Source organism: Cryobacterium sp. TMB1-7, assembly GCF_004402435.1.
GTDB classification, from domain to species: domain Bacteria; phylum Actinomycetota; class Actinomycetes; order Actinomycetales; family Microbacteriaceae; genus Cryobacterium; species Cryobacterium zongtaii.
Genome location: NZ_SOFZ01000033.1, coordinates 57,685 through 81,188, shown reverse-complemented (window position 1 = coordinate 81,188; position 23,504 = coordinate 57,685). Strand labels below are relative to the sequence as shown.

Annotated in this window: 21 protein-coding genes; 11 read left to right on the top strand and 10 right to left on the bottom strand. The window is 68.2% G+C overall.

Annotation, left to right across the window (positions count from 1 at the left end):
• Positions 1 to 98: 98 nt before the first annotated feature.
• The 7 genes from E3O60_RS17440 to E3O60_RS17410 form a co-directional block, all read right to left on the bottom strand.
• Complete coding sequence (locus E3O60_RS17440; protein ID WP_088455251.1) at positions 99 to 1,415, bottom strand: thymidine phosphorylase; 1,317 nt, start codon at positions 1,413 to 1,415, stop codon at positions 99 to 101.
• Positions 1,412 to 1,864, bottom strand: a complete 453-nt coding sequence (locus E3O60_RS17435; RefSeq protein ID WP_103461203.1) for a cytidine deaminase — start codon at positions 1,862 to 1,864, stop codon at positions 1,412 to 1,414. Before E3O60_RS17435 ends, E3O60_RS17440 begins: the two co-directional genes overlap by 4 nt.
• Complete coding sequence (locus tag E3O60_RS17430) at positions 1,861 to 3,159, bottom strand: ABC transporter permease (protein ID WP_088455249.1); 1,299 nt, start codon at positions 3,157 to 3,159, stop codon at positions 1,861 to 1,863. The genes E3O60_RS17435 and E3O60_RS17430 overlap by 4 nt, the downstream gene beginning before the upstream one ends.
• On the bottom strand, positions 3,156 to 4,424 hold the full coding sequence (locus tag E3O60_RS17425) for an ABC transporter permease (RefSeq protein WP_103478845.1): 1,269 nt from the start codon (positions 4,422 to 4,424) through the stop codon (positions 3,156 to 3,158). Before E3O60_RS17425 ends, E3O60_RS17430 begins: the two co-directional genes overlap by 4 nt.
• Positions 4,421 to 5,938: an ABC transporter ATP-binding protein gene (locus tag E3O60_RS17420; protein ID WP_134498792.1), complete on the bottom strand. Its 1,518-nt coding sequence runs from the start codon at positions 5,936 to 5,938 to the stop codon at positions 4,421 to 4,423. Before E3O60_RS17420 ends, E3O60_RS17425 begins: the two co-directional genes overlap by 4 nt.
• Positions 5,939 to 6,084: 146 nt before the next feature.
• A complete protein-coding gene (locus E3O60_RS17415) occupies positions 6,085 to 7,185 on the bottom strand; it encodes a BMP family protein (RefSeq protein WP_088455246.1) in 1,101 nt (366 codons plus the stop codon).
• A gap of 206 nt (positions 7,186 to 7,391) precedes the next feature.
• Positions 7,392 to 8,513, bottom strand: coding sequence for a mannose-1-phosphate guanylyltransferase (locus E3O60_RS17410; protein WP_088455245.1), 1,122 nt, complete (start codon positions 8,511 to 8,513; stop codon positions 7,392 to 7,394).
• A 78-nt stretch (positions 8,514 to 8,591) separates the two neighbouring features.
• On the opposite strand from E3O60_RS17410, the gene E3O60_RS17405 reads away from it, so the two are divergent.
• The 10 genes from E3O60_RS17405 to E3O60_RS18945 all read left to right on the top strand — a co-directional run bounded on the left by E3O60_RS17405 (position 8,592) and on the right by E3O60_RS18945 (position 18,163).
• Positions 8,592 to 9,746 carry a glycosyltransferase family 1 protein gene (locus tag E3O60_RS17405; protein ID WP_088455244.1) on the top strand — a complete coding sequence of 385 codons (1,155 nt, stop codon included), beginning with the start codon at positions 8,592 to 8,594 and terminating at the stop codon, positions 9,744 to 9,746.
• 173 nt (positions 9,747 to 9,919) lie between these two features.
• Entirely contained in the window at positions 9,920 to 10,336 is a 417-nt protein-coding gene (gene sdhC, locus E3O60_RS17400) for a succinate dehydrogenase, cytochrome b556 subunit (RefSeq protein ID WP_088455243.1), read from the top strand.
• Positions 10,337 to 10,349: 13 nt separating this feature from the next.
• Complete coding sequence (locus E3O60_RS17395; RefSeq protein WP_088455242.1) at positions 10,350 to 10,802, top strand: succinate dehydrogenase hydrophobic membrane anchor subunit; 453 nt, start codon at positions 10,350 to 10,352, stop codon at positions 10,800 to 10,802.
• A gap of 26 nt (positions 10,803 to 10,828) precedes the next feature.
• Positions 10,829 to 12,643: a succinate dehydrogenase flavoprotein subunit gene (gene sdhA / locus E3O60_RS17390; RefSeq protein ID WP_240632369.1), complete on the top strand. Its 1,815-nt coding sequence runs from the start codon at positions 10,829 to 10,831 to the stop codon at positions 12,641 to 12,643.
• The gene (locus E3O60_RS17385; RefSeq protein ID WP_088455241.1) at positions 12,643 to 13,404 is read left to right on the top strand and encodes a succinate dehydrogenase iron-sulfur subunit; all 762 of its coding nucleotides are present in this window, start codon (positions 12,643 to 12,645) and stop codon (positions 13,402 to 13,404) included. The genes sdhA and E3O60_RS17385 overlap by 1 nt, the downstream gene beginning before the upstream one ends.
• A gap of 91 nt (positions 13,405 to 13,495) precedes the next feature.
• Positions 13,496 to 14,569, top strand: a complete 1,074-nt coding sequence (locus E3O60_RS17380; RefSeq protein ID WP_088455240.1) for a YihY/virulence factor BrkB family protein — start codon at positions 13,496 to 13,498, stop codon at positions 14,567 to 14,569.
• A gap of 41 nt (positions 14,570 to 14,610) precedes the next feature.
• A complete protein-coding gene (locus tag E3O60_RS17375) occupies positions 14,611 to 15,468 on the top strand; it encodes an exodeoxyribonuclease III (RefSeq protein WP_088455239.1) in 858 nt (285 codons plus the stop codon).
• 52 nt (positions 15,469 to 15,520) lie between these two features.
• On the top strand, positions 15,521 to 16,525 hold the full coding sequence (gene trpS / locus E3O60_RS17370; RefSeq protein ID WP_088455238.1) for a tryptophan--tRNA ligase: 1,005 nt from the start codon (positions 15,521 to 15,523) through the stop codon (positions 16,523 to 16,525).
• Positions 16,525 to 17,118: a GNAT family N-acetyltransferase gene (locus E3O60_RS17365; protein WP_134498790.1), complete on the top strand. Its 594-nt coding sequence runs from the start codon at positions 16,525 to 16,527 to the stop codon at positions 17,116 to 17,118. The genes trpS and E3O60_RS17365 overlap by 1 nt, the downstream gene beginning before the upstream one ends.
• Positions 17,051 to 18,163, top strand: a complete 1,113-nt coding sequence (locus tag E3O60_RS18945) for an HAD family hydrolase (RefSeq protein WP_370448673.1) — start codon at positions 17,051 to 17,053, stop codon at positions 18,161 to 18,163. The genes E3O60_RS17365 and E3O60_RS18945 overlap by 68 nt, the downstream gene beginning before the upstream one ends.
• Here the strand turns inward: E3O60_RS18945 and glpK are convergent.
• From glpK to E3O60_RS17345, 3 genes are all read right to left on the bottom strand, one after another.
• Positions 18,160 to 19,677 carry a glycerol kinase GlpK gene (gene glpK / locus E3O60_RS17355; protein WP_088455236.1) on the bottom strand — a complete coding sequence of 506 codons (1,518 nt, stop codon included), beginning with the start codon at positions 19,675 to 19,677 and terminating at the stop codon, positions 18,160 to 18,162. The two genes, E3O60_RS18945 and glpK, sit on opposite strands and share 4 nt — an antisense overlap.
• A 73-nt stretch (positions 19,678 to 19,750) precedes the next feature.
• Positions 19,751 to 20,500: an MIP/aquaporin family protein gene (locus E3O60_RS17350; RefSeq protein ID WP_240632368.1), complete on the bottom strand. Its 750-nt coding sequence runs from the start codon at positions 20,498 to 20,500 to the stop codon at positions 19,751 to 19,753.
• Between the two features lie 117 nt (positions 20,501 to 20,617).
• On the bottom strand, positions 20,618 to 22,339 hold the full coding sequence (locus E3O60_RS17345; protein WP_134498839.1) for a glycerol-3-phosphate dehydrogenase/oxidase: 1,722 nt from the start codon (positions 22,337 to 22,339) through the stop codon (positions 20,618 to 20,620).
• A 254-nt stretch (positions 22,340 to 22,593) separates the two neighbouring features.
• On the opposite strand from E3O60_RS17345, the gene E3O60_RS17340 reads away from it, so the two are divergent.
• Positions 22,594 to 23,496, top strand: coding sequence for a sugar-binding transcriptional regulator (locus E3O60_RS17340; protein WP_088457859.1), 903 nt, complete (start codon positions 22,594 to 22,596; stop codon positions 23,494 to 23,496).
• The last annotated feature ends 8 nt before the right edge of the window (positions 23,497 to 23,504 follow it).

The window sequence follows — 23,504 nt, the reverse complement described above, 5'->3', positions numbered from 1 at the left end:
CGGATGCGCCGCCAGCGACTTGCGCCAAAAACCCCCTTCGGCTCGGCGGAAGGGGGTTTTTGCGGCAAGTCGGCGGGGCCGGGCCTGCGGGTACTGGGCTAGTTGCCGATGCGCTCGGCGATCAGGGGGCCGCCGTCGAGGACGGGCTCGCCGGGGTCGCCGATGCGCCAGGCGCCCTCGACGGCCTCGAGGGCCCGGGCGAAGCGCTCCGGCTCGTCGGCGCTGAGGGTGAACAGTGGCTCGCCCTTGCGGACGGTGTCGCCGGGCTTGGCGTGCAGGTCGATGCCGGCGGCGTGCTGCACCGGGTCCTGCTTGCGGGCGCGGCCGGCGCCCAGGCGCCAGGCGCCGATGCCGAACGGCAGCGCCTGCTGCTCGACGAGCACGCCGTCACGGTCGGCGAGCACCACGTGGGTCTCGCGCGCCACGGGCATCGCGGCATCCGGGTCGCCGCCCTGGGCACGGATGACCGCCCGCCACTTGTCCATCGCGCGACCGTCCGTCAGGGCCGCCTCGACGTCGACGTCCTTCTGGCCGACCAGGGCCAGCATCTCGCGGGCCAAGGCCACGGTGAGCTCCACCACATCGGCGGGGCCGCCGCCGGCGAGCACCTCGAGGGACTCGCGCACCTCGTTGGCGTTGCCGATGGCCAGGCCGAGCGGCACGTTCATGTTGGTCAGCAGCGCGGAGGTGGCCACCCCGGCGTCCTCGCCGAGGGCGACCATGGTGCGGGCCAGCTCGCGGGACCGGTCGATGTCCTTCAGGAACGCGCCGGAGCCGAACTTCACGTCGAGCACCAACGCACCGGTGCCCTCGGCGATCTTCTTGGACATGATCGACGAGGCGATCAGCGGGATCGCTTCGACGGTGCCGGTGGTGTCGCGGAGCGCATACAGCTTGCCGTCGGCCGGAGCCAGACCGCTGCCGGCGGCGCAGATGACGCCGCCGACGTCCTGCAGCTGCTGGAACATTTCCTCGTTGCTGAGGTTGGCGCGCCAGCCCGGGATGGACTCGAGCTTGTCCAGGGTGCCGCCGGTGTGACCGAGGCCACGGCCGGAGAGCTGCGGCACGGCCGCGCCGAAGACCGCGACGAGGGGCATCAGCGGCAGGGTGATCTTGTCGCCGACACCGCCGGTGGAGTGCTTGTCCGTGGTCGGTTTGCCCAGGCCCGTGAAGCTCATCCGCTCGCCGGAGTTGATCATGGCCATGGTCATGTCGCGGATCTCCCGGCGGGACATGCCGTTGAGGAAGATCGCCATGGTCATCGCGGCCATCTGCTCGTCGCCGACGTAGCCGCGGGTGTACGCGTCGATCAGCCAGTCGATCTGTGGAGTCGACAGCTCGCCCTTGTCACGCTTGGCGTGGATCAGGTCGACGGCGTCGAAGGCTTCGATGGTGCGGGCGGGGGTGGAGCTCATGAGTTGTCTTCCCTGTAGGCGGCGAGCTGGCGGGGCCCGAAGGCGTCCGGCAGGACCTCGTCGATGGTGCGCACGCCGGAGACGGTCTCCAACAGCATGCCTGGTGCCGAGTGTTCGTAGAGCAGTTGGCGGCAGCGGCCGCACGGCATCAGCGTGTTGCCGTTGCCGTCGACGCAGCTGAACGCGACGAGCTGGCCGCCGCCGGTGAGGTGCAGCACGCTCACCAGCGCGCATTCCGCGCAGAGAGTGAGCCCGTAGGAGGCGTTCTCCACGTTGCACCCGCTGATCACCCGGCCGTCGGAAACGAGGGCGGCCGCCCCGACCGGGAACTTCGAGTAGGGCACGTAGGCGTGGGTCATCGCTTCGGTGGCAGCGCTGCGCAGCACACCCCAGTCGATGTCGCCGGACTCGGGTGTTGTGTCGCCGGAATTCGCAGTCAGGTTCGTCATGATTTTATATACGGCTTTCCGGATGCGGCCGGGCCCCGCGACTGGCCCACCAGGCCCGCCACGGCGAAGATGGTGACCAGGTAGGGCAGCATCAGCATGAACTCGCTGGGCACCGGCGAACCGATGATGCTCAACACGTTCTGCAGGTTGCTGGCGAAGCCGAACAGCAGCGCCGCGAGGGTGGCCCGGATCGGGTCCCACCGGCCGAAGATCACCGCCGCGAGGGCGATGAAGCCGGCACCGGCGGTCATTTCTTTGCCGAACGCACCCACCGACCCCAGGGTGAAGTACGCGCCACCGAGGCCGGCGACGGCGCCGGCGAGGGACACGTTCCAGAACCGGGTACCGGTGACGTTGATGCCCACGGTGTCAGCGGCCTGCGGGTGCTCGCCCACCGCGCGGAGCCGGAGGCCCCACTTGGTGTGGAAGATCCCGAAGTACACCGCGGCGACGGCGATGTACATGATGTACACGATCAGGGTCTGCCGGAAGAAGACCGGCCCGACGATCGGGATCTCGCTGAGCAGCGGGATGTTGATGCGCTCGAATTTGGGCGGCTGGTTGAGCGTGGCCGCGTTCGGGGCGAGGAGCTCGGAGAACAGGAACCCGGTGAGGCCGGTGACGAGGACGTTGAGCACCACACCGACGATGACCTGGTCGACGAAGTACTTGATCGAGAACGCCGCGAGCACAAACGACACCAGCACACCGGCCACCATCGCCGCGAGCAGGCCGAGCAGCGGCTGCTGGGTGATCGAGGCCACGATCGCGGAGGTGAACGCACCGGCCAGCAGCTGGCCCTCGATCGCCACGTTGACCACGCCGACACGTTCGGAGATGACGCCGCCGAGGGCGCCGAAGATCAGCGGGACGGCCAGGCTCAGCGAGCCGAACAACAGGCCGGGCACCGGGATGCGTTCGTCGGCGGAGGCCCAGGTGAGGAAGCCGATCAGGAGCAGCACGGCGAAAACCGAGATCAGCCAGAGCGGAACCTTGCGGCGGGTCTGCACCATCCAGGCGCTTAGCCCGGTGATGGCGGCCAGCAGGATGCTGATCACGATGCCGGTCGGCAGGGTGGGCAGCAGCACGTCTGGCAGCTGGATCAGGTCGCTGGAGGTGGAGAGCACCATGGTGCTGGTGCCGGTGCGGCCGAAGACCACCATCAGCAGGAAACCGAGGACCGTGAAGACGCCGAGGATGATCGGCACCTTCCAGCTCTTGATGACCGCGGTCGCCGGACCCTCCTCGGGTCCGGTGGGCTGGGTGGGCTGGTTCACTGGAGCGATGGTGCTCATTTCGCCGCCACCTCCTGGGAAACGTTGGGAACCGGTCTGCGGCGGGGCGCTCCGGGCGCCGGGAGCCTGAAGATCGCGCGCACCAGCGGCGGCGCGGCGATGAAGAGCACGATGAGCGACTGCACAACGAGCACGATGTCGATGGGCACGCCCTCGGCGGCCTGCATCGAGAAGCTGCCGGCCTTGAACGCGCCGAACAGGATGCCCGCGGCGAACACGCCCCACGGCTTGGAGCGGCCCAGCAGGGCCACCGTGATGGCGTCGAAACCGATCCCGGAGTCGATGCCGGCACCGAAGCCGCTGGTGGTGGTGCCCAGCACCTGGTTGATGCCGGCCAGGCCGACCAGACCGCCGGAGAACAGCATCGCGTAGACGTACATGCGCTGCACGCTGATGCCGGCCACCTTGGCGGCGTTGGGGTTCTCGCCGACGGCGCGGAACTTGAAGCCCAGGTTGGAGCGGGCGAGCAGCCACCAGGTGAACACCGTGGCGGCGATCACCAGGATGAAGCCGAAGTGCAAGTTGTAGTCCGGGCCGAGTAGGTCGAAGTAGACCGCGGTCTCCTTGCTGGCCGGACTCTTGGGGTTGTTCGACCCCGGGGTCTTGAGGAACCCGTCGCGCAGCAGGAAGCTGACCAGGTAGAACGCCACGTAGTTGAGCATGATCGTGGTGATCACCTCGTGCGCGCCGGTGCGGGCCTTGAGCAGGCCGACCAGGCCGCCCCACAGGGCCCCGCCCAGCACGCCGGCGACGAGTGCGGCGATCAGGTGGATGCCGGCGGGCAGGTCAACCGCGAAGGCCACCCAGCCGCCCAGAGTCGCGGCGATGAGCATCTGGCCGCGCCCGCCGATGTTGAACAGGCCCACCCGGAAACCGAGCGCGACACCGAGGCCGGCCGCGATCAGCGGGGTGGCGTAGGTGAGGGTCTCGGTGAACGGCCGGATGCCGTCGGCGAAGCTCGGACGACGGAAGTTGTACACCGAACCCTGGAACAGCGCGGAATAGGCGCCGGACACCGCGTCCCAGGCGGCGGAGAGCATGTCGCCGGGCCTCGAGAAGAAGTACCCCGCGCTCTCCTGCACGTTCGCGTTCGTGAACGCGATCATCACGGCGCCCACGAGCAGCGCCAGCAGCACCGCCAACACCGAGATTATGGCGTTGCCGGTGGTGATCTCCCGGAAGACGTTGTGCCAGCGGGAGGATTCGTCCGGTTCCGGCGACTTCGCCGGTGCCGGGGTCGGGGTGGGCTGCTGAGCGGCGCTCATGCTGCGGCTCCTTCTGCGGGGGTTTCGCCCGCCATCATGAGACCCAGAACGGATCGGGGGGTGTCGCCGGGGACGATGCCGACAATGCGGCCGCGGTACATCACCATGATCCGGTCGGCGAGGGCGGCGACCTCGTCGAGTTCGGTGGAGATCACGATGACCGGGGTGCCGCCGTCGCGGGTCGCCACGATGCGTTCGTGCACAAATTCGATCGAGCCGACATCGAGGCCGCGGGTGGGCTGAGCCGCGACGAAGAGCCGCAGGTCACGGCTGAGTTCGCGGGCGAGCACGACCTTCTGCTGGTTGCCGCCGGACAGGCGGCCGACGGGCGTTTCGATGCCCTGGGACCGCACGTCGAACTCCGTCACCTTGGTGCGGGCGAAGTCGGCGAGGTAGGACAGCTGCAGGTTGAACCGTTTGACGAACGGGAGCTTGTTGGCGCGGTCCAGCATCAGGTTCTCGGCGATGGTGAACCCGCCGACGAGGCCGTCCCTGGTGCGGTCCTCCGGTACGAAGCCGACCCCGGCGTCGAGCACCTGACGAACCGAGTGGCCGCGAAGGGACGTGCCGTCGAGGCTGATCTCGCCGACGACGCGGGGCTGCAGCCCCATCAGAGCCTCGGTCAGTTCGGTCTGGCCGTTGCCCTGCACGCCGGCGATGGCGAGGATCTCGCCCGCCTTGACGTCGAAGCTGACGTCGTTGACGAGGATCTGGCCGAGAGGGTCGATCACGGTGAGGTTCGTCACCACCAGCGCCGGGGCTCCGGGGGTGGCGGGCGCCTTGTCCACGGTCAGGTCGACGGCGCGGCCCACCATCAGGGTGGCGAGTTCTTCGTTGCTCGCGGTCGGCGAGGCGGTGCCGACGACCTTGCCCAGGCGGATGACGGTGATCCGGTCGGCGACCTCGCGCACCTCCCGCAGCTTGTGCGTGATGAAGACGATGGAGGTGCCCGCGGCCTTGAGCTGGCGCATGATGTTCATCAGCTCGTCGGTTTCCTGCGGGGTGAGCACGGCGGTCGGTTCGTCGAAGACGAGCACCTTCGCGTCGCGGGAGAGCGCCTTGATGATCTCCACCCGCTGCTGCACACCGACGGGCAGGGACTCCACGAGGGCGTCGGGATCGACGTCGAACCCGAAGCGCTCCGAGATCTCCCGCACCCGGGTGCGCGCGGCGGCGAGGTCGAGCCTGCCGCCGGCCTTGACCTGTTCGTGGCCGAGCATCACGTTCTCGGCCACGGTGAACACGGGGATCAGCATGAAGTGCTGGTGCACCATGCCGATGCCGGAGGCCATCGCATCGCCGGGTCCGGCGAAGTGCTGCGGCACGTCATCGAGGAGGATCTCGCCCTCTTCGGCCCGGTACAGGCCGTAGAGAACGTTCATCAACGTTGATTTACCGGCCCCGTTCTCGCCGAGCAAGGCGTGGATCTCTCCCTCCTCGATGGTGAGGTTGATGTCGTCATTGGCAACAAGGGCACCGAATCTCTTCGTAATGCCGCGAAGTTCGAGCTTCATAGTGTCGATTCTATTGAGGTGCCGGGCGGGCGTGGCTCTACGCCCCGGCGACACCACGCAACGAAACGGGGAGGCCAGCATGGCTGGCCTCCCCGGTGCCCTGTGGGGCGGTACTGCTACACGGTGGTGCTGGGTGAAACGGGGTGTTACTTGGGCGTGGCGTCGCTGGTCACGACGATGTCGCCGCTGATGATCTGTGCCTTGAGGTCGTCGATCTCGGTGACCAGGGCGGGGTCAACCTTGGACTCCCAGTCGTGCAGCGGGGCCAGGCCGACACCCTCGTTCTCGAGGGTTCCGATGTACGGGTCGGAGCTGAATTCGCCGTTTGCCGCGTCGGTGATGATCGCGTCGGTCGCATCCGTCATCGACTTCATGATGGAGGTGAGGTACAGCGCGGCGAACTCGGGCGTGGTCTCGAACAGGTCGCTGTCGACACCGACGATGGCGACGTCCTTGCCGGACTCGGCGATGGCCTGTGCGGTGCCCTGGAAGAGCGGGCCGGCGACCGGGAGGATGATGTCCGCACCGGCGTCGATCAGGCCCTGGCTGAGGGTCTTGCCGGCGCTGATGTCATCGAAGCCACCGGCGAACAGGCCCTCCTGGGATTCCTTCGACCAGCCGGTGAGCTTGACGTCGGTGCCCTTTTCGGTGTTGTAGTAGGCGATGCCGTCGGCGAAGCCGTCCATGAAGATGGTGACCGACGGGTACTGCATGCCACCGAAGGTGCCGACGGTGCCGGTCTTGGTGGTTCCTGCGGCCAGGTAGCCGGCCAGGAATGCTGCCTGCGCGGTGTCGTAGACGACCGGCTTCACGTTCTCGAGCGTCAGCGGGCTGAAGTCGTCGTTGGAGAGGGTGGAGTCGATGAGGGCGAACTGCACATCGCTGTTCTCCTGGGCCGCGTCGCGGGTGGCGTTGGCCAGGGCGAAACCGACGGTGAGGATGAAGTTGCAACCCTGGTCGACCATGCTGGTCACGTTGCCCGTGTACTGGTCCTCAGAGGTGGACTCGGCCTGCTTGAACTCGACGCCGAGCTCCTCGGAGGCCTGGGAGATGCCCTCGAAGCTGGACTGGTTGAAGGACTTGTCGTCGAAGCCACCGAAGTCGGAGACGATGCAGGGCAGGAAGTCCGATGTGGCAGCGTCGCCGCTGCCGTCCTCGGTGGGGGCCGGCGCACACGCCGCGAGCAGAGCGAGAACGCCGAGTGAGGCAAGGCCGCCGAGCGTTGCCTTGCGGGTCGTGATTGTCAAGATTGACCTCCAGATGAGGCCCGGCGTGAGATCGCACGGGCTGGTATATGGTCTACACGTTACCCAGAAGAGCCCTGCTCAGATGAGCAAACCGACACTGTAGCCAAATGGTTATCAAGCCGCGACATTCTCGAAATCGCGCCGACACAAATGGTCATCTACCGGGCCTATTCCTGAGAAACTCTCGCGGCGGAGGCCGCCCGCAGCTACAGGACGTCTGAGCTGCCCGAGAGCCGCAGCGCGTCGACGACGGCCTTGACCTTCTGGGCGTTGGCGCTTGTCGTCACCAGCAGGGCGTCGGGGGTGTCCACGACGACGATGTCGTCGACGCCGATCAGAGCGATCATGCGTTTGGTGTGGCTGACGACGATTCCGCTGGAGGAGTCGGCCAGCACCCGGGCGCCCTCACCGAGGATCGCCAGGTCGCGCTTGCGGCCGTTGGCGTGGATCTTGGCGATCGACGCGAAGTCTCCCACGTCGTCCCAGTCGAACTGGCCGGGGATCACGGCCAGTTTGCCCTTCGCGGCGGCGGGCTCGGCCACGGAGTAGTCGATGGCGATCTTCTTGAGCTTGGGCCAGACCTGGTCGACGACGGCGCCGCGGCGCGGGGTGTCCCACGCCTCGGCGAGTTCGAGCAGCCCGGCGAGCAGCTCGGGCTCGCTCGCGCCGATCTCCTCGAGCAGCCTGTCGGCGCGGGCGATGAACATGCCGGCGTTCCAGAGGTACTGTCCGCTGGAGAGGTAGCGCTTGGCGGTGGCCGGGCTGGGCTTCTCCACGAACGAATTGACCGACTGGGCGCTCGGGGCGCCGTCGATGGACAGGGCCGCGCCGGTCTTGATGTAACCGAAACCGATCGCCGGCTCGGTGGGCTGGATGCCGATGGTGACGATCAGGCCGGTATCGGCGGCGACGATGGCCTCCACGACGGCCTGGCGGAACGCCGCGGGGCCCTTGATGACGTGGTCGGCTGCGAAGGAGCCGATGATCACGCCGGGTTCGCGGCGCTCGAGGATCGCGGCGGCCAGCCCGATCGCGGCCGAGGAGTCCCGCGGTTCGCTCTCCAGGACCACGTTCAGGTCCCCGAGCTCCGGCAGCTGCTCCTCGACGGCGGCCCGGTGCGCCCGCCCGGTGACGACCATGATGCGCTGGTCGCCGGACAGCGGTGCGAGCCGGTCCCAGGTGGCGCGCAGCAGCGTCTGCCCGCTGCCGGTGAGGTCGTGCAGGAACTTGGGCGCGTCGGCGCGGGACAGCGGCCAGAGCCTGGATCCGATCCCGCCGGCAGGGATCACACTGTAGAAGCGGGCGAGGGCATCGCTGGAGTGGGACATTGCGCCAGACTACCGGTCCGTCGGCCCCGTTCATCCAGGGTTCACCGCACAGACGTGCGGGCTGTCTACTGTGGCGGCATGAGGGTTGCCGTCGTCAGCGAAAGCTTCCTCCCCACCATCAGCGGGGTCACCACGAGCGTCTGCAAGGTGCTCGACGAGCTGCGCCGCCAGGGCCACGAGGCCCTGGTGATCGCCCCGTTCGGCGCCCCGCCGAGTTACGCCGGCTTTCCCGTGCACACCGTGCCCGCCCTCTCCTATCGGCAGTTTCCCGTCGGCCTGCCCAATCCGCGGGTGTTGGGGCTGCTGGCCGACTTCGCGCCGGACGTGCTGCACGCGGCGTCACCGTTCCTCCTCGGCGCGCAGGGCATCGCGGCCGCCCGGCGCCTGGGCGTGCCGAGCGTTGCCGTGTTCCAGACGGATGTGGCCGGTTACGCCAGCCGCAACCACCTCGGCCAGGCGACCGGGCTGGCCTGGCGGTTCGTGAAGTGGGTGCACGACGGCGCCGACCTGACCCTCGTGCCGTCCACGGCGTCGATGAGCGACCTCCGCCGCATCGGCGTGCAGCGCCTGGACCGGTGGACCAGGGGCGTGGACCTGGAGAGCTACCACCCCAACACCCGGCACGGCCCGGAGGTGGCGGCGTTGCGCCGGCGACTGGCGCCCAACGGCGAGGTGGTGATCGGGTACGTCGGCCGGATCGCCCCGGAGAAGCAGGTGGAAAGGTTCCGGGCACTCAGCGGCCTACGCGGGATCAGCATCGCCCTGGTCGGCGACGGGCCGTCCACTCCCCTGGTGGCCAAGGCTCTGGCGGGAATGCCGGTGACCTGGCTGGGCCGGCTCGCCGGTGCCGAGCTCGCGGCGGCGTACGCCAGCTTCGACGTGTTCCTGCACGCCGGTACAGAGGAGACCTTCGGACAGACCCTGCAAGAGGCGCACGCCGCGGGACTGCCCGTGGTGGCGCCGCGCGCCGGTGGCCCGATCGATCTCATCGAGCACGGCACCGACGGGTTCCTGTTCACTCCGGACGATGACAGGGACCTGCGCCGACACGTGGCCGCGCTGGTCACCGATGCTCCGCTGCGGCACCGGATGGGCGAGGCGGGCCGGCGGGCCGTGCTCGGCCGCAGCTGGGAAACCGTCTGCGCCACGCTGTTCGGGTTCTACACGCAGGTCATCGATGAAAGCCTCGCCGTGCGTGCGGAAACCCTGGTTCCGGCCGCGCAACGCCGCTGACCGCACTAGCCTTGATGCGGGTACAAAGCCTCTGGTCACCGGCGGCCGCCCACCCGGTTAGGCACCCCTAACCAGACTTATCTCGCCGTCAAGATATAGACTGACGATACGTGTTTGTTCAACGATGACACCTCGTTCAGCAGGGGTCACGACTCAGCCAGGGAGGGTTGGTCATGCCACAGAATTCGGCAGAGGCCCTGACAGCTCAGCGGAAGACGACCTCGCGTCGTCCGGCCGGAACGCTTTACCGCGGCCGTGAGGGCATGTGGTCCTGGGTCCTGCACCGGATCACCGGGGTGGCGATCTTCTTCTTCCTCCTCGTGCACATCCTCGACACCGCCCTCGTGCGGGTCAGCCCCGAGGCGTACAACGCCGTGATCAGCCAGTACCAGACCCCCATCATGGGGCTGGGCGAAGCCGGCCTGGTCGCCGCGATCGTGTTCCACGCCTTCAACGGCCTGCGCATCATCGCCATCGACTTCTGGAACGCGAAGCACCAGCGGGTGCTCTTCTACGTCGTGATCGGGCTCTGGGTGATCACCATGATCGCCTTCCTGCCCCGCCACCTGATCAACGTGTTCAGCCACTAGGAGGCGACCGAAAATGACCTCGACAATCGTCGCCCCCCGCAGCCCATACTCCCGCAGCCCCCGCAAGAACGGCGTTAACTGGGAGAAGTGGGGCTGGATCTACATGCGCGTCTCCGGCGTCGTGCTGATCGTGCTGATCTTCGGCCACCTCTTCGTGAACCTGATGGTGGGCGAGGGCGTCAGCGCGCTGAACTTCGCCTTCGTCGCCGGCAAGCTGTCCAACCCGTTCTGGCAGTGGTGGGACGTGGCGATGCTCTGGCTCGCCCTGATCCACGGCGGCAACGGCATGCGCACCCTCGTGAACGACTACGCCACGACGCGCATCAGCCGCGGCATCCTCAAATCGTCGATCCTCGCCGCCGTGGTCATCCTGATCGTTCTCGGCACGCTCGTGGTGTTCACCTTCGACGCCTGCCCGGCCGGCCAGCCCGCCGACCTTCTGCCCACTTTCTGCCAGGCCGTTTAGGCCCTCGAGGAGCTGCAAAAACTTTCATGACGGATGCACCTGTGACCAACATGCCCGAGTCCACCATCGTCGACGGGGTGCACTACCACCAGTTCGACATCGTGATCATCGGGGCTGGCGGGGCGGGCATGCGAGCCGCCATCGAGGCCGGACCGAACGCATCCACCGCCGTGATCTCCAAGCTCTACCCCACCCGGTCGCACACCGGCGCGGCGCAGGGCGGCATGGCTGCCGCGCTGGCGAACGTGGAGGAAGACAACTGGGAGTGGCACACCTTCGACACCGTCAAGGGCGGCGACTACCTCGTCGACCAGGACGCCGCGGAGATCCTCGCCAGGGAAGCCATCGACGCCGTCATCGACCTCGAGAACATGGGCCTGCCGTTCAACCGCACCCCTGAGGGAAAGATCGACCAGCGCCGCTTCGGCGGTCACACCCGCGACCACGGTAAGAGCCCGGTGCGCCGCGCCTGCTACGCCGCCGACCGCACCGGCCACATGATCCTGCAGACCCTGTACCAGAACTGCGTCAAACGCGGCATCAACTTCTTCAACGAGTTCTACGTGCTCGACCTGATCATGACCAACGTCGACGGCGTCGACCAGCCGTCCGGCGTGGTCGCCTACGACCTGTCCACCGGTGAGCTGCACGTCTTCTCCGGCAAGGCGTTCATCTTCGCCACCGGCGGTTTCGGCAAGATCTACAAGACGACGTCCAACGCGCACACCCTCACCGGCGACGGTGTGGGCATCATCTGGCGCAAGGGCCTGCCGCTGGAGGACATGGAGTTCTTCCAGTTCCACCCGACCGGCCTGGCCGGCCTGGGCATCCTGCTCACCGAGGGTGCCCGCGGTGAGGGCGCGATCCTGCGGAACGCCTCCGGCGAGCGGTTCATGGAGCGCTACGCGCCCACCATCAAGGACCTCGCCCCGCGTGACATCGTGGCCCGCTGCATGGTCAAGGAGGTCGCGGAGGGCCGCGGCGCCGGCCCCAACAAGGACTACGTGTACCTGGACTGCACCCACCTGGGTGCCGAGGTGCTCGAGACCAAGCTGCCCGACATCACCGAGTTCGCCCGCACCTACCTCGGCGTGGACCCCGTCACCGAACCGGTGCCGGTGATGCCCACCGCGCACTACGCCATGGGCGGCATCCCCACCAACGTCAAGGCGGAGGTGCTGCGGGACAACACCACCGTGGTGCCCGGCCTCTACGCCGCCGGCGAATGCGCCTGCGTCTCGGTGCACGGCTCCAACCGGCTCGGCACCAACTCGCTGTTGGACATCAACGTGTTCGGCAAGCGCGCCGGCAACAACGCCGTCGAGTACGTCAAGACCGCCGAGTTTGTGCCGCTGCCCGAGGACCCAGCCAAGTTCGTGCGCGAACTCCTGACCACCATCCGCACCTCCACCGGCACCGAGCGCATCGCCGTGCTCCGTCGGGAGCTGCAGGAGATCATGGACGAGAAGGCGCAGGTGTTCCGCACCGACGAGTCCCTCCGTGAGGTCACCGAGACCATCCACACCCTGCGCGAGCGCTACAAGAACATCGGCGTGCAGGACAAGGGCCGCCGGTTCAACACCGACCTGCTCGAGGCCGTGGAGCTGGGCTTCCTGCTCGACCTGGCCGAGGTCGTCGTGTACTCCGCCCGCAACCGCAAGGAGAGCCGCGGCGGCCACATGCGCGACGACTTCCCCCTGCGCGACGACGTCAATTACCTGCAGCACACCATGGCCTACCTGTCGGGTGACGCCCTGTCCGCGGATGCTGCCGACCATATTTCGCTCGACTGGAAGCCCGTGACCATTACGCGCTACCAGCCGATGGAGAGGAAGTACTAGTGAGCACCCCCACCCTCGAATCGCCCCCCGCGGTTCCCGACGAGATCGCCTCGTTCACGGTCACCCTGTCGGTGCGACGCTTCAACCCCGAAATCGACGAAGACCCGCACTGGGAGAACTACGACGTCGAGATGTACGCGACGGACCGCATCCTGGACGCCCTGCACAAGATCAAGTGGGAACAGGACGGTAGCTTGAGCTTCCGCAGGTCCTGCGCGCACGGCATCTGCGGGTCCGACGCGATGCGGATCAACGGGCGGAACCGTTTGGCCTGCAAGACCCTGATCAAGGACCTCGACATCACCAAGCCGGTGACGGTCGAGGCCATCAAGGGCCTGCCGCTGGAGAAGGACCTGATCGTGGACATGGAGCCGTTCTTCGCGTCCTTCCGCGAGGTGCAGCCGTTCCTGATGGCACAGAACACGCCCAAGGACGGCAAGGAGCGCATCCAGACCGTCGCTCAGCGCGAGCGCTTCGACGACACCACCAAGTGCATCCTCTGTGCCGCGTGCACGTCGAGCTGCCCGGTGTTCTGGACCGACGGACAGTACTTCGGGCCCGCCGCGATCGTGAACGCACACAGATTCATCTTCGACTCCCGCGACGAGAACGCCGCCGTGCGCCTGGACATCCTCAACGACAGGGAAGGCGTCTGGCGTTGCCGCACGACCTTCAACTGCACCGAGGCCTGCCCGCGCGGCATCCAGGTGACCCAGGCCATCGCCGAGGTCAAACAGGCCATCATGCGCGGCAAGCCGTAACTCTTACGGACTCCTAACGAACGGCGGCCTACGGGCCGCCGTCCGTCGTTAACCGCCCTGGGCGGCCGCGCGCGCTGGCTAGGCTGGAGCGATGAAGATCGGCGACATCGTCACGCGCATCATGAACACCCGCCCCGTGCGGGTGTTCACCCATTTCAACCAGAGCCGCGGGCCGGTGTTGGCCGCTGGCATGGCCTACCAGGCGATCTTCGCGATCTTCGCCGCGCTCTGGCTGGTCTTCTCCGTCGCCGGGATCTGGCTGGCCAGCAACCCCGACCTGATGGATCAGCTGTTCGTGATCATCAACCAGTCCGTTCCCGGCCTGATCGGCAAGGAAGGGGTGATTGACCCCAAGTCCCTCGGCGACACCGGCGCGCTCACCTGGAGCAGTGCCATCGCCCTCATCGGCCTGCTCGCGACGACCCTGGGCTGGTTGAGCACCACCTCCCAGGCCGTGCGCGGCATCTTCGGGATGGGCCAGGAGACCACCTTCTTCGTGCTGGTCAAGTTGCGCGAACTCGGCCTCGGACTGGCCTTCGGCCTCGCCCTCGTCGTGTCGGCCGTGATCTCTATCATCAGCACCGAACTGCTCCGCGGGTTCCTCGGCCTGCTCGGCCAGGGCACTGACTCGTTCTGGTTCGTCGCGTCGAGCCAGGCCGTGGCCCTGCTGATCGTGCTGATCATCGACACCATCACCCTCGCCGCCCTGTTCAGGGTGCTCTCCAGGGTGCGCATCCCGCTCCGGAACCTGCTCGTCGGCTCGCTGCTCGGCGCGGTGGTGCTGGGTGTGCTCAAGGTACTCGGCGCCGCCCTGCTCGGCGGCGCGGCCCGAAACCCGCTGCTGGCCGGCTTCGCGGTGATCATCGGTCTGCTGATCTGGTTCAACCTCACCTCCACTGTCACCCTGATCTCCGCGGCCTGGATCGCCGTCGGCATGCAGGACGCCGGCATCCCGCCCTCCACTCTGAGCGCCGACGAGGCCAAGAAGCTGACCGACCAGAAGGAAGCGGAGGCGCTGCGTCTTGCTGCCACCGTGGAGCTGCGGCAGGCCAGGCTGGCGCGGGAGAGCGCATCCTGGTTGCAGCGGCCCGGCAGCAACCGACGGCTGCGAAAGGCCAAGCAGCGGGCCGAGAAATACGGCGTCAGCGAGCCCGCGGAACGGTAACCGCCCCGGCCCGGGTCGGCGGCACTCGGTAGAATCGGCGCATGCCGTCTTCTCCCGCATCCGAGACCACCCGCCCCTTGCGCATCGCCAGCATCAACACCAACGGCATCCGTGCCGCGTTCCGCAAGGGCATGGGCGACTGGCTCGCCACCCGCGACGTCGACATCCTCGCTATCCAGGAGGTGCGCGCCTCGACCGAAGACATCGAGGGTCTGCTCGGCCCGGACTGGAACATCCTGCACGACCCCGCCACCGCCAAGGGCCGCGCCGGCGTGGCCATCGCCAGCCGAAAGACCGCCTCGATCCACCGGGTCGAACTGGGCCACCCCGACTTCGACAGCGCCGGCCGCTGGCTCGAGGCCGATTACGAGGTCAACGGCACCATCGTCACCGTGGTGAGCACCTACGTGCACTCCGGAGAGGTGGACACCCCCAAGCAGGTGGAGAAGTTCACCTTCCTCGACTCCATGCTCACCCGGCTGCCCGAACTGGCCGCGCACAGCGAGAGGGTCGTCGTGCTCGGCGACCTCAACGTGGGGCACCGCAAGTTCGACATCAAGAACTGGAAGGGCAACGTCAAGCGGGCCGGCTTCCTGCCCGAGGAGCGCGCCTACTTCGACCGCATCCTCGGCGCCGAGGACGAGGCCGACTACAACAACGGCGCGGGCCTGGGCTGGGTCGACGTGGGCCGCAAGGCAGCCGGCGAGATGGACGGGCCGTTCACCTGGTGGTCCTGGCGCGGCCAGGCGTTCGACAACGACACCGGCTGGCGCATCGACTACCAGCTCGCGACGCCCGCGCTGGCGGCATCCGTCGTCAACTACACCGTCGACCGGGCGGATGCCTACGACCAGCGCTGGTCCGACCACGCTCCCGTGGTCGTCGACTACGCCATCTGATCCTCTTTTTCGCCGCTCGCGCGGCCTCATTTTTGACGAAAGACACTCCCTCATGACCAAGACCCGCCTCTACTCCGGCATGCAGCCCTCCGCAGACTCGCTGCAGATCGGCAACTACATCGGTGCGCTGCTGAACTGGAAGAAGTTGCAGCAGACCCACGACGCGTTCTTCTCGATCGTGGACCTGCACGCCATCACCGTGGCGCAGGACCCGGCCAAGCTGAGGGAGAACACCCGCGCCACGGCCGCGCAGTACATCGCGGCGGGAATCGACCCGTCCGCGTCGACGCTGTACGTGCAGTCGCACGTGGCCGCGCACGCGCAGCTGGCCTGGGCGCTGAACACCCTCACCGGCTTCGGCGAGGCCAGCCGGATGACCCAGTTCAAGGACAAGTCGATCAAGCAGGGCGCCGACGCCACCACGGTGGGCCTGTTCGCCTACCCGGTGCTGATGGCCGCGGACATCCTGCTGTTCCAGACCGAGATCGTGCCGGTGGGTGAGGACCAGCGCCAGCACGTCGAGCTCACCCGCGACCTGGCCGCCCGGTTCAACTCCCGCTTCGGCGACACCTTCACGGTGCCGACGGCCAGCATCATCCGCGACACCGCGAAGATCTACGACCTGCAGAACCCGACCGCGAAGATGTCGAAGTCAGCCGAGTCGCACGCCGGCGTGATCTGGATGCTCGACGAGCCGTCGGTGACGGCCAAGAAAATCATGCGTGCCGTGACCGACGCCGAGGGTGGTGTGGTTTTCGACCGGGAGAACAAGCCCGGGGTGGCCAACCTGCTCACGATCTACTCCGTGATGGCGGAGCGCTCCATCCAGTCGCTCGAGGACGAGTATGCGGGTCGCGGTTACGGCGACTTCAAGAAGGGCCTGGCCGAGGTGGTCACCGAGACCTTCGGAGGGATTCGGGGGCGGGTGCTCGAGCTGCTCGACGACCCGGCCGAACTCGACCGGATCCTCGCCGCCAACGCCGACCGGGCTGCCGCGGTAGCCGATGTCACCCTGGCGACCGCGTTCGACCGGATGGGTTTCCTGGCGCGGCGCTGATGCACCCCGTCGAGCTGTCCTCGCCGTTGCTGCGGCTGGACCAACCGCGCCCGGACGACGCCCAGCGGGTGTTCGAGTACTGCCAGGACCCGGTGATGCCGCAGTATCTGGCCCGCCTGCCCTGGCCGTACCGGCTCGAGGACGCGACGGGTTTCATCACCGGGTACGTGCCGTCGGCCTGGGCGAACGACCAGGAATGCACCTGGGCGGTGCGCGATTCTGCGGCACCGGAGCTTCTCGGCGTGATCAGCCTGAGCGTGCCGGCCGGGGATGCGGCGGCGCGTGCCGGTTCGATCGGCTTCTGGGTGGGCGCCGCCCACCGTGGCCGGGGCCTGATGGTGGAGGCCCAACGGTTGGTGCTGGACTGGGGCTTCAGCACCGGCCTCTGCGACAGCGTGCACTGGGAGTGCGTCGCCGGCAATCTCGCGTCGGCCCGGACCGCCCGGAAGGCCGGGTTCCGATACACCGGACAGGGACCCGCCGGAGTCGCGTACCGCGACGGGACGCATCCGCCGTCGTGGAAGGGTGCGCTTCGCGCCGCCGACGACCGCACACCGCTCGCGGGCTGGCCGGCCGAGGTCGTGGGCGCGTGACGGGCGCCGGGCCCGCTCTGGGCCGCCTGTGGCCGGTGAGACTGCCGTGACAGTGCCCGCCCTGGTGCTGTTCGACCTGGACGACACCCTGTTCGCGCACCGGGCGGCCGTGGCCGACGGCATCCTCGGGCACATCGCCGGGCAGGGCGGCCGGGGCGCGACCGCCGACCCGCACACCGTCGTGGCGCTCTGGAACGCGCTCGAGGAGCAGCACTATCACGCCTACCTCGCCGGCGATCTGGACTTCGCCGGGCAGCGGAGCGCCAGGGCCCGCGACTTCGCGGCCGCACACGGCGTGACTCTGACCGACGCGGAGGCCGGTGCCTGGTTCGAGGACTACTTCGTGCACTACCGGGCGCACTGGCGGTTGCACGAGGACGCGCTGCCCTGCCTGGACGAGCTGGCCCGGCGCATCCCCGGGGTGGGCTTCGGCCTGATCACCAACGGGGAGCTCGCCTACCAGAGCGTCAAGCTGGCCGACACGGGCCTGGACGCCCGGGTGGAGCACGTGGTGGCCTCGGCCGAGTTCGGCCTGAACAAACCCCGGCCGGAGATCTTCCTGCACGCCTGCGCCCTGTTCGGAGCCGCTCCTGACGCTTCCGTGTACGTGGGCGACCGGCTGCGCACCGATGCCATCGGCGCCGCCGCCGCCGGGCTGACCGGCGTGTGGTTGGACAGGGTCGGCACGGCCGGCCCCCCCCCCCCCCCCCCCCCCCCCCCCCCCCCCCCCCCCCCCCCCCCCCCCCCCCCCCCCCCCCCCCCCCCCCCCCCCCCCCCCCCCCCCCCCCCCCCCCCCCCCCCCCCCCCCCCCCCCCCCCCCCCCCCCCCCCCCCCCCCCCCCCGCCAGAGGACGACCTCGCCGAGGCCCGCCGGCTGGGCGTCATCCGCCTCACCACCCTCGACGCCCTGCCGCAGCTCCTCGCGCCGCGCTAGCCGGGTCGCCGCGATATGCGGGGCAGGCGCCGTTATGCGGGTGGCGCGCCACCCGCATAACGGCGCCGCACCCGCACAGCTCGGAGGAGCGGCGGATGCGGCGGTCGGCTAGAGGACGTCTTCGTCGACCCAGTCGAGGGTCTTGGTGACGGCCTTCTTCCAGTTGCGCAGCAGGCGCTCGCGCTCGGCGTCCTCCATGTCGGGCTCCCAGCGGGCGTCTTCCTGCCAGTTGGCTCGCAGTTCGCCCAGGCCGCTCCAGAAGCCCACGGCCAGGCCGGCCGCGTACGCGGCGCCGAGCGCGGTGGTCTCGGCCACGACCGGGCGCACCACGGGCACGCCGAGGATGTCGGCCTGGAACTGCAGCAGCAGGTTGTTGCCGGTGGCGCCGCCGTCGACCTTGAGCTCGGTCAGCGGCACCCCGGAGTCCGCGTTGACCGCGTCGATGACCTCACGGGTCTGGAACGCGATGGCCTCCAGCGCCGCCCGGGCGATGTGGCCCTTGTTCACGAACCGGGTCAGTCCCACCAGGGCGCCGCGGGCATCCGCGCGCCAGTACGGCGCGAACAGGCCGCTGAACGCCGGCACGAAGTAGGCGCCGCCGTTGTCGTCCACGGTGGCGGCCAGGGTCTCGATCTCGCTCGCCGAATTGATCAGCCCGAGGTTGTCGCGCAGCCACTGGATGAGCGACCCGGTGACGGCTATCGACCCCTCCAGCGCGTAGTGCGGTTCGGCGTCGCCGAGCTTGTAGCCCAGGGTGGTGAGCAGGCCGTTCTTGGAGTGGATGATGTCGGTGCCGGTGTTGAAGATCAGGAAGTTACCGGTGCCGTAGGTGTTCTTCGCCTCACCCTGGTCGAAGGCGGCCTGGCCGAACGTGGCGGCCTGCTGGTCACCGAGGATGCCCGCGATGGGCACCTCGCGCAGCAGGCTGTGCTCGTTGACCGTGCCGTAGACCTCGCTGGAGGAGCGGATCTCGGGCATCATCGAGCGCGGAACGCCAAAAGCAGCCAGGATTTCGTCGTCCCATTCGAGGGTCTCGAGGTTCATGAACAGGGTGCGGCTGGCGTTGGTGACGTCGGTGGCGTGCACGCCGCCCTCCAGGCCGCCGGTGAGGTTCCAGAGCACCCAGGAGTCGGTGGTGCCGAACATCAGGTCGCCGCGCTCGGCCTTCTCACGGGCGCCCTCCACGTTCTCCAGGATCCAGACGATCTTGGTGCCGGAGAAGTAGGTCGCCAGCGGCAGGCCCACGGTGGCCTTGAACCTGTCACCGCCACCATCCGCGGCGAGACGGTCGACGATGGGCTGGGTGCGGGTGTCCTGCCAGACGATGGCGTTGTAGACCGGAAGGCCGGTGGTGCGGTCCCAGACCACGGCGGTCTCGCGCTGGTTGGTGATGCCGACGGCCTCGATGTCGTGCCGGGTGAGGTTGGCCTTGGACAGGGCCTGGCCGATGACCTGGCGGGTGTTGCCCCAGATCTCCATCGGGTCGTGCTCGACCCAGCCGGCGCGGGGAAAGATCTGTTCGTGCTCGAGCTGGCCGGTGGAGATGATCGAGCCGGCGTGGTCGAAGATGATGGCGCGGGTGCTCGTGGTGCCCTGGTCGATGGCGAAGATGTACTTGTCACTCATGTCGGAACTCCTGTGTCAGGACGTGGTTGGAATGGGATTAGAGATGGAAAGGGTCTGGCGGGATGCCGGAGGATCAGGTGAGGATGGGCAGCAGCACCAGCGAGGCCCAGCCGGCGAGCACTCCGCCGATGACCGGGCCGGCCACGGGAACCCAGGAGTAGGCCCAGTCGGAGCCGCGCTTGCCCGGGATCGGCAGCAGCGCGTGTGCGATGCGGGGGCCGAGGTCACGGGCCGGGTTGATGGCGTAGCCGGTCGGCCCGCCCAGCGAGGTGCCGATCACAATCACCAGGAACGCCACCGGCAGGGCACCGAGCGCCGCCATGCCACCGTTTTCGCCCTGGCGTCCGTCACTGAAGCCGATGATCACCAGCACCAGCACGAAGGTGCCGATGATCTCGGTGACCAGGTTCCAGCCATACGAACGGATGGCCGGCCCGGTGGCGAACACGCCGAGCTTGTTCGCCGGGTCGGGCTCCTGATCGAAGTGCTGCTTGTACGCCAACCAGACCACGACAGCGCCGAGCACCGCACCGAGCATCTGGGCGGCGATGTACACGAGCACCGACAGCACGTTCACCGGCACACCGGAGCCGAACTCGGTCGCGCCAGAGGCCACCAGGCCCAGCGTCACCGCCGGGTTCAGGTGCGCGCCGGAGTTGTACGAGACGATCACACCGGCGAAGACCGCGAAGCCCCACCCCAGGGTGACCATGAGAAAGCCGGCACCGAAGCCCTTCGTCTTGGTGAGGGCGACGTTGGCGACGACGCCACAGCCGAGGAGCACCAGGAGGGCCGTGCCCACCAGCTCCGAGAGGAATACCACACTGAGATTGTCCACATTGACCTTTCGTGTTCTCAGCGCACGCGGAAGGTTCCGCGCACACCGTCGTGCAGCAAGCGGTGAGGAGCGGAGAAGTCCTCCGCAACTCACCTCGAAAAACTAGAGAGCGTTCACCGCGTCCGTGGCGGCCAGGTCGACCCCGTGCACCTCACGCAGCTCCCGGCTGGCCTGGGCCACCTCGTCGGCGCTGGTGGCGGCATCCCAGCCCAGCACGGGTGCGAGCACCCCGGCCAGCTCGTCGAGCAGCGCCACGGTGAGCCCGCCGACGAAGGCCAAGCTGGTGCGGCGCAGCAGTAGGTCGATCAGGTGGGTGACCGACTCCTCGCGCGCCAGGTACTCGATCTCCCGGCGGGTGTAGAGCGGATTGTGCGAGAGCGGCGCATCCGGGGCTTCGGTCAGGAAGTCGATGATCGCGCCGGCCCGGGTGCCGTACCGGGTGAGCAGGGCCTGGGCGCGGGGGCGGCCGACCTCGTCGCCGTTGGCGGCGAGCCAGACGGTGTGCGCGGCCGGGGTGGCCGGGTAGCCCCTGCCGCCGCCGATGGCGAGGCCCTCGGTGGACACCGTGCGCGGCACGCCGAGCAGGGTGAGGATGTCGCCGCTGAGGTGTTCGGCCAGGGCGCGGAAGGTGGTCCACTTGCCGCCGACCAGGCTGAGCAGGGTGCCGGGGCGCGCTCCCAACGGGCTGGACTCGATGCGGTAGTCCCGCGACACGAAGCCGGGCGCCTCGTCGTCGTGCCGGGGCAGCGGACGCACCCCGGAGAACCTGAACACGATGTGCGAGCGGTCCACCACGATGTCGGGGAAGACGTGCTTGACCAGGTCGAAGAAGTAGTCGATCTCGTCTTCGGTGGTGCGGATCGGCTGGCTCATGTCGTGCTCGAGGTCGGTGGTGCCGATGAGCACCCGGCCGGCGAGCGGGTAGATCAGCACGATGCGGCCGTCGTTGTTCTCGAAGAAGATCTCCCCGCCGCCGGTCGCGGCGAGCAGTTCGGGGTGGTCGAGCACGATGTGCGAGCCCTTGGTGCCGCCCATGTAAGTGCTGGCCTGGCCGAGCGCCGAGTTGGTCAGGTCGGTCCACGGGCCGGAGGTGTTCACGACAACGTCGGCGGCGAAGCTGAATTCCTCGCCGGTGACGGTGTTGCGCAGGCGCACGCCGTCGGCATCCATGCCCACAGCTTCGATGTAGTTGGCGGCGCGGGCGTGCGCGCCGGTGTCGAGCCCGTCGCGGAGCACGTCAAGGGCGAGGCGTTCCGGGTCGTGCATCGACGCGTCGTAGTAGGTGGCGGTGTACTTGAGGCCGGGGTTCAGGCGCGGCAGGCGTTCGAGCGACTTCTTGCGGCCGTGGAACTCGTGCTTGGGCACCGAGCCGCCGTCGCGGGAGAAGGAGTCATAGAGCACCAGGCCGACCTTGATCAGCAGCGCGCCGCGCTCCTGCGCCTTGCCCTGCTTGTGGGTGAGGAAGCGCAGCGGCGCGGCGAGCACCCCGGACAGGGCGGAGAACATCGGCACCGTGGTCTTCAGCGGCTTGACGTAATGCGGGGCGATCTTGAGCAGCCCGTTGCGCTCGGTGACCGACTCCTTCACGAGCCTGAATTCGCCGTTCTCCAGGTAACGGATGCCGCCGTGGATCATGTGCGAGGACGCCGCGGAGGCGCCGGACACGAAGTCGCCCTTGTCGACGATGGTGACGTCGACGCCCTGCAGCGCCAGGTCGCGGAACGTGGCGATGCCGTTGATACCGGCCCCGATGATGAGGACCTTCGCCGACGGACGCGCGGCCAGTGCGGATCGGGCGGAATCAGCGGGCGAGGAAACGGGGATGGACTGCACTGTTCACTACCTTTGTTCGTTCTTCGGCCGACGGATGACCCTGTGCTGTTCGGCTGAATTGGTGCGGACGGCCCAGCCGGGTTTGCGCGGGGGCCCTCCATATGGATTAATCAAGCTTGAGTAGATCAATCACATCCGGTCAAGCCGGGTGAACAAACGTGCAAGGAGGGGCTGTGAGCCTCGTCGACGAGTCAGCGCAGTCCGATCGGGTGCGGGATGCCCTCACGGCCGCGCACCTGTATTACATGCAGGACCTGACCATGGATGCCATCGCCCACGAGCTGCACACCTCCCGCTCCTCGGTGTCCCGCCTGCTCAGTCACGCCCGCGCGACCGGCCTCGTCGACATCCAGATCCGCTCCCCGCTGGACGCACCGAGCCGCCTCGAACTGCTCATCCAGGAGCGCTTCCACATCACCGCGCACGTCGTTCCGGTGCCCGATCACGCCACGGATGTGGACAGATTGGAGCGGGTGGCCCTCTCGGTTGCACGGATTCTCGGTCAGTTCTTCGACTCGAACATGGTGATGGGCATCGCCTGGGGGTCCACGATGAACGCCATCAGCCGTCACGTGACACCCAAGCAGACCCACGGGTCGCAGATCATCCAGCTCAACGGCGCCGGCAATATGCGCACCACCGGCCTCAGCTACGCCAGCGAGATCCTCGGCCGGTTCGGCTACGCGTTCGGCGCACACGTCCACCAATTCCCGGTGCCGGCGTTCTTCGACAACCCGGCCACCAAGCAGGCCCTCTGGCGCGAACGCAGCGTGAGCCGGCTGCTCGAGATGCAGTCCCGGATGGACGTGGCCCTGTTCGGCCTCGGCTCGCCGTTCTCCGAGGTACCCAGCCACGTCTACGCCGGCGGCTACCTCGAGGAGGCGGACTACGCCTCGCTCAGCCGCTCGGAGGTAGTGGGCGATGTGGCCACCATCTTCTACCGGGCCGACGGGTCCACCGACGGCATCCAGCTGAACGCCCGAGGCACCGGCCCGGACTTCACGGTACTCAGGCAGACCCCGCGACGGCTCTGCGTCGTGTCGGGAACGGCCAAGCTTGCCAGCCTCCGCGGCGCGTTGAAAGCCGACCTGATCACCGATTTGTTCGTGGACGAGAGCACCGCCCGGGCCCTGGTCGCCAACGCCTGACCCAGCGG

Excerpts from the sequence above, each read along its gene's own strand:
- E3O60_RS17435 (WP_103461203.1), bottom strand. The coding sequence starts at position 1,864 with ATGACGAACCTGACTGCGAATTCCGGCGACACAACACCCGAGTCCGGC.
- E3O60_RS17430 (WP_088455249.1), bottom strand. The coding sequence starts at position 3,159 with ATGAGCACCATCGCTCCAGTGAACCAGCCCACCCAGCCCACCGGACCC.
- E3O60_RS17375 (WP_088455239.1), top strand. The coding sequence starts at position 14,611 with ATGCCGTCTTCTCCCGCATCCGAGACCACCCGCCCCTTGCGCATCGCC.
- E3O60_RS17420 (WP_134498792.1), bottom strand. The coding sequence starts at position 5,938 with ATGAAGCTCGAACTTCGCGGCATTACGAAGAGATTCGGTGCCCTTGTT.
- E3O60_RS17440 (WP_088455251.1), bottom strand. The coding sequence starts at position 1,415 with ATGAGCTCCACCCCCGCCCGCACCATCGAAGCCTTCGACGCCGTCGAC.
- trpS (WP_088455238.1), top strand. The coding sequence starts at position 15,521 with ATGACCAAGACCCGCCTCTACTCCGGCATGCAGCCCTCCGCAGACTCG.
- E3O60_RS17380 (WP_088455240.1), top strand. The coding sequence starts at position 13,496 with ATGAAGATCGGCGACATCGTCACGCGCATCATGAACACCCGCCCCGTG.
- E3O60_RS17405 (WP_088455244.1), top strand. The coding sequence starts at position 8,592 with ATGAGGGTTGCCGTCGTCAGCGAAAGCTTCCTCCCCACCATCAGCGGG.
- sdhC (WP_088455243.1), top strand. The coding sequence starts at position 9,920 with ATGCCACAGAATTCGGCAGAGGCCCTGACAGCTCAGCGGAAGACGACC.
- sdhA (WP_240632369.1), top strand. The coding sequence starts at position 10,829 with ATGACGGATGCACCTGTGACCAACATGCCCGAGTCCACCATCGTCGAC.
- E3O60_RS17425 (WP_103478845.1), bottom strand. The coding sequence starts at position 4,424 with ATGAGCGCCGCTCAGCAGCCCACCCCGACCCCGGCACCGGCGAAGTCG.
- E3O60_RS17395 (WP_088455242.1), top strand. The coding sequence starts at position 10,350 with ATGACCTCGACAATCGTCGCCCCCCGCAGCCCATACTCCCGCAGCCCC.
- E3O60_RS17340 (WP_088457859.1), top strand. The coding sequence starts at position 22,594 with ATGCAGGACCTGACCATGGATGCCATCGCCCACGAGCTGCACACCTCC.
- glpK (WP_088455236.1), bottom strand. The coding sequence starts at position 19,677 with ATGAGTGACAAGTACATCTTCGCCATCGACCAGGGCACCACGAGCACC.
- E3O60_RS17365 (WP_134498790.1), top strand. The coding sequence starts at position 16,525 with ATGCACCCCGTCGAGCTGTCCTCGCCGTTGCTGCGGCTGGACCAACCG.
- E3O60_RS17410 (WP_088455245.1), bottom strand. The coding sequence starts at position 8,513 with ATGTCCCACTCCAGCGATGCCCTCGCCCGCTTCTACAGTGTGATCCCT.